The organism is Paenibacillus sp. GCM10023250, from assembly GCF_042653205.1.
Taxonomy (GTDB): domain Bacteria; phylum Bacillota; class Bacilli; order Paenibacillales; family Paenibacillaceae; genus Paenibacillus_Z.
Genome location: NZ_JBHSHY010000009.1, coordinates 151,245 through 158,003, shown reverse-complemented (window position 1 = coordinate 158,003; position 6,759 = coordinate 151,245). Strand labels below are relative to the sequence as shown.

At 52.3% G+C, this 6,759-nt stretch carries 7 protein-coding genes; 5 read left to right on the top strand and 2 right to left on the bottom strand.

Annotation, left to right across the window (positions count from 1 at the left end):
• Window positions 1-152 precede the first annotated feature (152 nt).
• Complete coding sequence (locus ACFPB1_RS10520) at window positions 153-653, bottom strand: hypothetical protein (protein WP_379224815.1); 501 nt, start codon at window positions 651-653, stop codon at window positions 153-155.
• 133 nt (window positions 654-786) lie between these two features.
• Complete coding sequence (locus ACFPB1_RS10515) at window positions 787-1,308, bottom strand: hypothetical protein (protein WP_379224813.1); 522 nt, start codon at window positions 1,306-1,308, stop codon at window positions 787-789.
• Between the two features lie 192 nt (window positions 1,309-1,500).
• Here ACFPB1_RS10515 and ACFPB1_RS10510 point away from each other — a divergent pair, with 192 nt between their 5' ends.
• From ACFPB1_RS10510 to ACFPB1_RS10490, 5 genes are all read left to right on the top strand, one after another.
• Window positions 1,501-2,403: an AraC family transcriptional regulator gene (locus tag ACFPB1_RS10510; RefSeq protein ID WP_379224811.1), complete on the top strand. Its 903-nt coding sequence runs from the start codon at window positions 1,501-1,503 to the stop codon at window positions 2,401-2,403.
• A gap of 84 nt (window positions 2,404-2,487) precedes the next feature.
• On the top strand, window positions 2,488-3,546 hold the full coding sequence (locus tag ACFPB1_RS10505; protein WP_379224809.1) for a Gfo/Idh/MocA family protein: 1,059 nt from the start codon (window positions 2,488-2,490) through the stop codon (window positions 3,544-3,546).
• Window positions 3,543-4,418: a Gfo/Idh/MocA family protein gene (locus ACFPB1_RS10500; protein WP_379224807.1), complete on the top strand. Its 876-nt coding sequence runs from the start codon at window positions 3,543-3,545 to the stop codon at window positions 4,416-4,418. Before ACFPB1_RS10505 ends, ACFPB1_RS10500 begins: the two co-directional genes overlap by 4 nt.
• A gap of 41 nt (window positions 4,419-4,459) precedes the next feature.
• Window positions 4,460-5,800: an ABC transporter substrate-binding protein gene (locus tag ACFPB1_RS10495; RefSeq protein ID WP_379224805.1), complete on the top strand. Its 1,341-nt coding sequence runs from the start codon at window positions 4,460-4,462 to the stop codon at window positions 5,798-5,800.
• A 39-nt stretch (window positions 5,801-5,839) separates the two neighbouring features.
• A complete protein-coding gene (locus ACFPB1_RS10490; protein ID WP_379224803.1) occupies window positions 5,840-6,757 on the top strand; it encodes a carbohydrate ABC transporter permease in 918 nt (305 codons plus the stop codon).
• Window positions 6,758-6,759 lie beyond the last annotated feature (2 nt).

Sequence of the window (6,759 nt, the reverse complement as noted above, 5' to 3'; positions counted from 1 at the left end):
TTTGTACGTCTGATTGCTTAAACTTCATAGTAGGAGCGCCTCCTTGATGTGTTGTCGACAAACCCATCATACTGAGGCGCTCCCTTTTTTACAAAGCCCATTTCTTAGGCTCAACAGGAATGTTTAGTAACACCCCTTAGTTTCCACGTTAATCATTTTATCTTATCTTCGTACTTCTTCTCTTGAGTTTCCCAGTTAATAATGATTGATATTCTATCTTTCTGTATGGCATCTAGTGTTGTATAAGCATTGTCGATAATCATGGCATATTTTATTGTAAATTCATTCGTATTTCGCTTTTTAATGTCATCAATGATAACCCCATACTTCCCCTCATATTCTTCCTGATATCCTCCGTTATTTATCAATTCTGATTTATAGGATGGGTCGTAAATGTTTACTATTTGTGTGCCTAATGCTGTCCCTTGTGCAAAGGAAATCTTCTCCACCTCATGAAGGTCTTCTAAGTCACCTTTATATTGATAAATTATATTAAAATAGTGCTTCCCACCGTGTTCAATAACTTTGTTCTGAATTGTGGCTTTCCATAGCTGTCCTTCGGACTGAAAGATTATGTTGTCTTCGACTGGCTTTCCACCTGAACAGCCACTTAATGTGAACAGAAAAATAACATACAAGCACACTTTTTTCACAACATCCCCTCTTTCACGGAAAACCGTATTGTAACAATATGCGTTCCAATTTTTGGATAGTTGCGTTAAACTGCCCCGTTAGGAGCGTAACAAGCGTAACGGAGGGCTATCAACTTGACAGCCCTCATAATGTTTAACCTTTTGCTTGTGCCAGATTTGAAAGTTCATTTAGATTGTGATTTACGTCATATTTCACTTTCCATTCTTCATTGACCTTGGTCATTGTCAATACACCTGTTATTTTTATTTCCTTCGAAGTGCCTTGGTCATTTGTAAGCTCCAAGACCAGGTCATAGCTCAGGCTCTTGACTCCACTTTCTTCATTTTGAGCCGATTCAAAGTGAATTTTATCTGCTTTAATACTCGACTTTTCCGACTGAGCTATTTGCAATGGTAAGCCAGTAACACGGTTTGCCATTTGGCTGTTATAGAAGTCATTGGTCACGTATGGCTTAGTTTCATCCGCTTTTGCCTGAATACCTTCAGGGAGAGTGACTTTATGGTAATCGTCTACTTTATATTCGGTTTCCTTGTATTTAGTTGCAACTTGAATTGCTTCTTTGTCATCAGAATTCTCACTGCTACATCCCACGAGAATGGAAAAAATGAGAACAAAAATGATGATTGTAACCGTACCTAAGTATTTCTTATTCATAATCCATCCTCCAGTTGAATTCCAAATTTTATATTTTATGAGCTTCTCTATAAGTACGCATCTTTCTAATCAGTAGTTGCGCCAAACTGCCTATTAGTTGAACAAAGGCAGCCGATCGTTTCAGGCCGGCTGTCTGCCTGTATTCTTATCCTCAGTCACAATTAAACTTGTTAAGTACGGGGGAGGAACCGAATGGAAGAATCGAGCGAGAAAACGGTCAAATTTCATTTCGATAAAGGATACTTTGAGGAACCACGCTCCTACGGCCCGGTCAAGCTGTATCAAGTCGGCGATCTATTCTGCCAGGGTGGCTACCGCATCGGCCTACACCGGCAGGTATGCTACGAAATCAGTTATATCGTCTCCGGCAAAGGCGTCTACGAAACGGACGGCACCGTTTGCAAGGTGAAGGAAGGCGATCTGCTGATCAATTACCCCGGCGAAATGCACGACGGTGTCGCCGACTCAATCGAGCCGTTCCGCTATTACTATGTCGGATTTCAATTCGATTTCGCCGGGGAGCCTGACGAGCACCCGCTTCGCCCGCTGCAGAAGCTGCTGGACCAGCGCAAAGTGCGGCAAGTGAAGGATCGGCTGGACATCGCACGTCCTTTATCCGGTCTGCTCGCGGAGCTGTACCATCCTAGCAGCGGTTCCGGACTGATGATTCACGCCTTCCTGCATCAGATACTCGTGCTTGGTTGCCGCAATTTGTACGAGCAACCCGAGCCGATATTCCCCTCCTACACTCAGGTCGACGAGGAAAAGCAGCTTGTCTACGAACTGGTGCAATTCATCGACTCCAAATTGCTGCGCATTACCGAGCTGTCGATGATTGCAGACGAACTGCATTACAGCTATCCGTATCTTTCCCGCCTCTTCGCACGCGAGACAGGCTTGACGATTAAAGAATATTTCGACCGAAAACGCTTCGAGCAAGCGATTCTCTGGCTGCAGAGCAGCAAGCTCAGCGTCACGCAAATCGCAGAGCGGCTTCACTACCGTTCCATTCACACGTTCAGCAAAGCCTTCCGCAACAAATTCGGCATGTCCCCGACGATGTACAAGCAGTGGCTGGAAAACAGCAAAAAATGACCAATACGACGTCAACCGAGGCTAAAGAATGCGCTCACCATCCCTGCTATGATGGTTGCAACAAAAGGGAGGAGATGTGCAGCAATGGCAAGCCTAAAGGTAGCCGTCATCGGCTGCGGGTCGATCGCCCGCAGCCAGCATATTCCAGCTTATAACCGCAGCGAGGCAGCTCAAATAAAGTATGTGATCGACTCCGTCGAGGAGCGTGCCCGCAGCGCGGCCGAGCTATGCAACGGGGCCATTCCACTGACGAATTACCGGGACATGCTGGACGACGAAGAAGTCGAGGCTGTTTCGATCTGCACGCCGAACGCGGTTCACGCCGCGATCGCTATCGATTGCCTGCGTGCTGGCAAGCATGTGCTGTGCGAGAAGCCGGCGGCGGCGACGGTGCAGGAAGCGCGCCTCATGCAGGAAGAAGCTCGCCGCAGCGGGAGCATGCTGAGCATCGGCGTAGTTAACCGCTTCAATAGTTCCGTGAACAGAATCAAAGCCATGATCGAGCTCGGGGATCTTGGGGAGCTCTATCATTGTTACGGCTCGTTCCGTGCACATCGCTCGATTCCCGGCTTAGGCGGTCCGTTCACGAAGAAGGCGATGTCCGGCGGAGGCGTGCTGATCGACTGGGGCGTCCATTTTCTCGATCTGATGCTGTATGCGATCGGAGGGCCGCAGGTCGAGTCGGTTTCGGGAGCAGCGCACGGACTGCTCGGCCGCAATCTGAAGGAGTACGTCTATGTCGATATGTGGGCTGGCCCTCCCGACTACGGCGGCGTTTATGATGTAGAGGATTTCGTCACCGCCTTCATTCGCACTTCCGGTCCGACGCTCTCGCTGAATGGCGCCTGGGCGCAAAACATCGGCGAATCCGCCATGTTCGTTGAGTTCCTCGGAGACAAAGGCGGCGTTAAGCTCGACTACGGAGGCGGCTTCACCTACTACACCTCTCGCGAAGGAGCGCTCTACGAAGTGAAACCGACCTTCCATATGGCCAATGCCTTTCAGGAGGAAATCGACAGCTTTCTCGCCAGCATCCATAGCGGCATTCCCAATCAGGCGCATATCGACCGAACGCTCATTACCTCCGAGGTGATGGACGCGATCTACCGTTCAGCGGCTGAAAGGAAGGAGATACGGCTGTGACAGCAAACAAAGTCGGCTTTATCGACTACTTTCTCGATGAATGGCATGCCAACAACTACCCCGGCTGGATTCGCCAGGAAAGCGGCGGCAGGTGGGACGTCGCGCTTGCCTGGGCGGAGGTTGACGCTCCTCCCGAATACGATCCGGACAAGAACCCCGCTCGCAATACCACGCAGTGGTGCACGGAGCACGGCGTTGAGCGGGCCGCCTCGATAAGCGAACTTATCGAGCGTTGCGACGCTGTAGTCGTCTTGTCCCCCGATCATCCGCAGCATCATGAGCGGCTTGCGGACGAGGTGCTACGGTCGGGGAAGCCGGTTTACGTAGATAAGACGTTTGCAATCAACGCTTCAGCTGCGGCCGGCATGTTCAAGCTGGCTGCGACATACGGTACGCCTCTATTTTCCAGTTCTGCGCTTCGTTTCGCGCGCGAGCTGGAGCCGTGGCAGGCGCGGCGAGACCGGGCGAAGGAAAACCGTGCCGCGTTTGTCTGCGGAGGCGGTGCATTCGACAATTATGCCGTTCACAGCTTTGAGATGCTAACCGTCATGATGGGTACGGGAGAGACCCGGCTGAAAGCGTTCGGGGGAGCGGAGCTATTCACCTACATCGTTGACTATGGCAGCGGGCGGCAGGGTACGGTCGTGCAACCGGCCGCAGCACCGTTTCAAGCCTCGTACGCGGATGCAAACGGAAATACGGAATTTTTCGTTGCATGTACGGATTACTTTCCACGACTCATTCTGGAGTTGTTGCGTTTTTTCGAAAGCAGCGAGGCTCCGGTTGCTTCAGCGGAAACGATCGGGACGATGGCGCTGATCGACGCCGCTCGAATGGCGCGGCAGCGGATAGGCGAATGGGTTGAACTGTGAAGCAAGACCGCAGTCAAATATCGTGGAAACGAGGGATTCGAATGTCAATGGGCATCCGTTTATTTACACGCAATACGCCATTTGCCGTGCTGGCGGGCTTGAGCCTGCTGCTTGCTTCCTGCAGCGGCAGCGGTAGCTCCGGAACTGCGGAAAACGAGGACGCCTCCAAAAGCGCCGAGCCGACAACAAGCGAGCCGTCACAGGAAAAAGTGACCCTGAACTTCTGGTACGGCTGGACCGGACCAGAGGGCGAGGCGATCGAGAAGCTGATTAAGCAGTTCAACGACACGCATCCGAATATATCGATCAAAGGCTTGAGCCAGAGCGACTATCAGAAGCAACTGACCGCCATCACCGGCGGCAACCCGCCCGATATTGCCTCGCAATTCGGTCAAAACGTCGCTGCCTGGGGCACGAAAGGCGCCATGTTGCCGCTCGACAATTACATTTCCAAGGACGCTTTCGACTTAAACGACTTTATTCCCGGTGCGCTTGCCAGCAGCCAGTACGACGGGCATACGTATGCCCTGCCGATCGCGATGCATTTCACGATGCTGTTCTACAACAAGAAGCTGCTTGCGGATGCAGGCTACAGCAAGCCTCCGGCGACAATGTCGGAGCTGAAGGAGTACGCCGAGAAGCTGAGCGTCGTGCAGAAGGACGGACGCCTCGAGGTGCTTGGCTTGTGGCCGGGCATCGATTCGTACACGTTCTCGCAGGTGTACGGCGGCAAATTCTGGGATCCGGAGACGAAGCAGGTAACGCCGGACGATCCCGGCTTCAAGCAAGCCGTTCAATTTTCCAAGGAGCTCTGGGATAAATTCGGCAGCGAAAACCTTGATCGTTTTTCCGCATCGCTCGGTAAATACCAGTCCGCGCAAAATCCGTTTTTCAGCGGGAAGTACGCCATGACGATCGACGGCGAGTGGCTGCCGACGTTTATCAAGCAGTTTGCCCCGAGCCTCGATTATGGCATTGCGCCGATTCCGTACAGTGAAGATCATCCCGAGCTGAAAAACGCCGGTAATATTAACACGAGCGTGCTCTATATCCCGAAAGGCGCGAAGCACCCCGACGCCTCCTGGGAGTTCATCAAATGGTTCTCGGATAAGCAGCAGTTAATCCAGTTCACGGCCGCGCTCGGCAATTTGCCAACACGCGCCTCGGTGCTCGACGATCCGGCATACGACGCGGTGCCTGGCTTCAAGGAATTTACCGAATATGCGAAAGGTTTGAATTTGAAGTCATTCCCGTCTCTGCCGTTCTTCAGCGAATACAGCGACGCGCTGAACAAGGCGGTCAATGACATCCTGCGCGGAAAATCGACGATCGACGAAGGGTTGGCGGGCGTCAAGAAGACGATCCAGCCGCTCGTCAAGTAAAGGCGGCCGGCGATGAGTATCCTCACTCAGGATCGCCCAATGAAGCAAAGTACACCGCTTCAACGCAGACGGCGCATCTTCTGGACGGGCGTTGCCTTCGCCCTGCCATGGATGATCGGATTTCTCGCCTTTACCGTATATCCTTTCTTCGGCTCGTTGTACTTCAGCTTTACGAGCTATGATTTGTTTTCGCCTCCCCAATGGATCGGGTTGGACAATTACCAGGCGATCGCATCCGATCCGAACTTTTATAAGGCGCTGCGCAATACGTTCTACATGGCGTTTATCGCGATGCCGTTCGGGCTAGTCGCCAGCCTGCTGATCGCGCTCCTGCTCAATCTGAAGGTGCGCGGCATCACCTTCTATCGCACGCTGTACTACGTACCGGCGGTTATCCCGATCGTGGCAAGCGCGATCTTGTGGACCTGGCTGCTGAATCCGGATTACGGTCTAATCAATATCTGCCTGCGCGCGCTCGGCCTGTCCGACCCGGCCTGGTTGCTCGACCCGCACTATACGAAACCTTCGCTCATCCTGATGGGACTGTGGGGTTCGGGAGCAGGTGCGCTCATCTTTCTCGCGGCGCTGCAGGGGATTCCGCAACAATATTATGAAGCGGCCTCGATTGACGGGGCTGCCTGGTACCGCCGCATTTGGCATATTACGCTGCCGGGGTTGTCTCCAATCCTGCTGTTTCAGTTTTTGATGGGACTGATCGGCGCGATGCAGATTTTCACCGAGTCGTTCATTCTTGGCGGCGGTGCGAATTCCGGCACGATGGGCGGGCCGGACCAGTCGCTGTTCTTTTATGCCATCTATTTATACCAGAACGCTTTTATTTATTTGAAGATGGGTTACGCGTCGGCGCTCGCCTGGATCCTGTTCGTCATCGTCGTGCTGTTGACGCTGCTTGTACTTCGAACATCGGCCCGTTGGGTTTATTATGGAGGGGATTAGCA

Bases quoted from the DNA above. Each gene is read 5' to 3' on its own strand.
- ACFPB1_RS10515 (WP_379224813.1), bottom strand. From the start codon at position 1,308: ATGAATAAGAAATACTTAGGTACGGTTACAATCATCATTTTTGTTCTC.
- ACFPB1_RS10510 (WP_379224811.1), top strand. From the start codon at position 1,501: ATGGAAGAATCGAGCGAGAAAACGGTCAAATTTCATTTCGATAAAGGA.
- ACFPB1_RS10505 (WP_379224809.1), top strand. From the start codon at position 2,488: ATGGCAAGCCTAAAGGTAGCCGTCATCGGCTGCGGGTCGATCGCCCGC.
- ACFPB1_RS10495 (WP_379224805.1), top strand. From the start codon at position 4,460: ATGTCAATGGGCATCCGTTTATTTACACGCAATACGCCATTTGCCGTG.
- ACFPB1_RS10490 (WP_379224803.1), top strand. From the start codon at position 5,840: ATGAAGCAAAGTACACCGCTTCAACGCAGACGGCGCATCTTCTGGACG.